The sequence below is a fragment of the Sphingosinicella soli genome (assembly GCF_014199685.1).
Lineage (GTDB): Bacteria > Pseudomonadota > Alphaproteobacteria > Sphingomonadales > Sphingomonadaceae > Sphingosinicella > Sphingosinicella soli.
The window spans coordinates 1-1586 of record NZ_JACHNZ010000083.1; the positions used below are offsets into that span (position 1 = coordinate 1).

A 1586-nucleotide genomic window follows, 5' to 3' on the forward strand; every position below is an offset into this window, starting at 1 on the left:
GGATGGCGTAAGCACCCGTTCTCTATTCCAGATCAGTAACTTACACCACGTCCGCCAACCCCATCCCATGCTCCCGGTGAATAAGACGGGCTAGGGTCGTCGACGATTCGACAATCGATTTCCACATGCGCGACGGACGCATCCTGAGAAACACGCTGCCGCACGCCTGCCCCTCGCTCGGCTTCGAGGCAGCCTTCACCTATTCGACATCGCTGTCGCAGCTCTGCTCGACCGACATCATCACGGTGATACAGCAGGGCGGCGGCCCCCGCCTGGGCGCAAGCTGCGGCCTCGGCAGCTTCGTACCCTACACGCCGCCGCCGAAAAACGAATAGCCCCACACGCTTTTCCTGCTGGCCTGCACGCCCGCGCTTTGTTAAGCGTGCCCGCCGAAACAGCACCGGCACCCGTAGCTCAGCTGGATAGAGCGCTGCCCTCCGAAGGCAGAGGTCACAGGTTCGAATCCTGTCGGGTGCACCATGTTTCGATGGCTTAGAGGCGGTGTCCGGACCTTTTATCCAATATACACTGGCGGACACCGCTTTGACCGAGCCGCCGCTCTCAAGGGAAGCCACACTACTGGTCAACCTCTTGTAGGCGGACGTGCTCAACCCCTTGTCGAGCATCTTGTCCGCGTTCGGATGCATCAACCGGTACGAACCGTACATGTCGGCTACCTTGTAAGGTTTCTCCCGACGCTTCAGTCTGTAAATTGTCTGTTGTGGGGTGTGTAAAGCGATGTGGTCCGGCATAAGCTGGACGCCCGGAGCCGGGTGGCCACCCGGCTCCGGGCGCGGACGGTCTGGCCGTTTCAGCATCGGGCTCGCGCCCGTCGTCATCGTGGTCGGCTGTCCGCTTTCCCTTGACGCTTGGTGAGTTGCCAGGGCCGCTCGTTGGACGCCCGCAGACAATCACAAGCCACTGGAGGATAGCGGGTTATGACCGATAAGACCACTATGCCTACTCGCTTTGTCGGCTGCGACGTCGGCAAGACGGAAATCCATATATTCGACACCTGCGGTGCGCAAAGCGTCTGCCTGCCTAACGAACCCGCAGCATTGGCCGGCTTTGCAGCCGGCCTCGATGAAAACTGCCTCGTCATCTGTGAGGCAACCGGCGGCTATGAAGCGGCCTTGCTCGATGCCGTGACCCAGGCCGGCCGCGCCATCCATCGTGCCGACGCCCGCAAGGTGAAGGCGTTCATCCGCTCCTTCGGAACCCTGGCCAAAACCGACGCGCTCGATGCCCGCGCGCTGGCTCGCTATGGGGAGGAACGAGCCGACCAACTCGCGCACTGGGTACCCGGCGACCATCAGCGCGATCAACTCCACCTGCTCGTCTCAACCCGCCGTGGACTCGTCCAGCAGCGCGTTGCCTTCTCGAACCGGCTCGCCGCACCCCGTGCAGCTGCCGTTGCTCGTTACCTCCAGCCTGTCATTCAGGCTCTCGATCGGGAAATCGCAGCCCTCGACACCGACATCAAAACCCTAGTTGTTTAGTCCCTCGTTTTGATGGTGCGGTTCTCTGATAAACCGTTTTGGCTGCTCGGACCATATTTTGCAGACATATTCATATGGGGTGAGGCC

Annotated in this window: 2 protein-coding genes and 1 tRNA gene; all 3 read left to right on the forward strand. The window is 61.0% G+C overall.

Going from position 1 to position 1586, the window contains the following annotated elements:
* Positions 1 to 125 precede the first annotated feature (125 nt).
* The 3 genes from GGQ98_RS18020 (at position 126) to GGQ98_RS18030 (ending at position 1499) form a co-directional block, all read left to right on the forward strand.
* On the forward strand, positions 126 to 335 hold the full coding sequence (locus GGQ98_RS18020; protein WP_184072050.1) for a hypothetical protein: 210 nt from the start codon (positions 126 to 128) through the stop codon (positions 333 to 335).
* Positions 336 to 403: 68 nt separating this feature from the next.
* Positions 404 to 480, forward strand: a tRNA-Arg gene (locus GGQ98_RS18025).
* Between the two features lie 458 nt (positions 481 to 938).
* A complete protein-coding gene (locus GGQ98_RS18030) occupies positions 939 to 1499 on the forward strand; it encodes an IS110 family transposase (protein ID WP_184072052.1) in 561 nt (186 codons plus the stop codon).
* Positions 1500 to 1586: the final 87 nt, after the last annotated feature.

Bases quoted from the DNA above. Each gene is read 5' to 3' on its own strand.
- GGQ98_RS18020 (WP_184072050.1), top strand. From the start codon at position 126: ATGCGCGACGGACGCATCCTGAGAAACACGCTGCCGCACGCCTGCCCC.
- GGQ98_RS18030 (WP_184072052.1), top strand. From the start codon at position 939: ATGACCGATAAGACCACTATGCCTACTCGCTTTGTCGGCTGCGACGTC.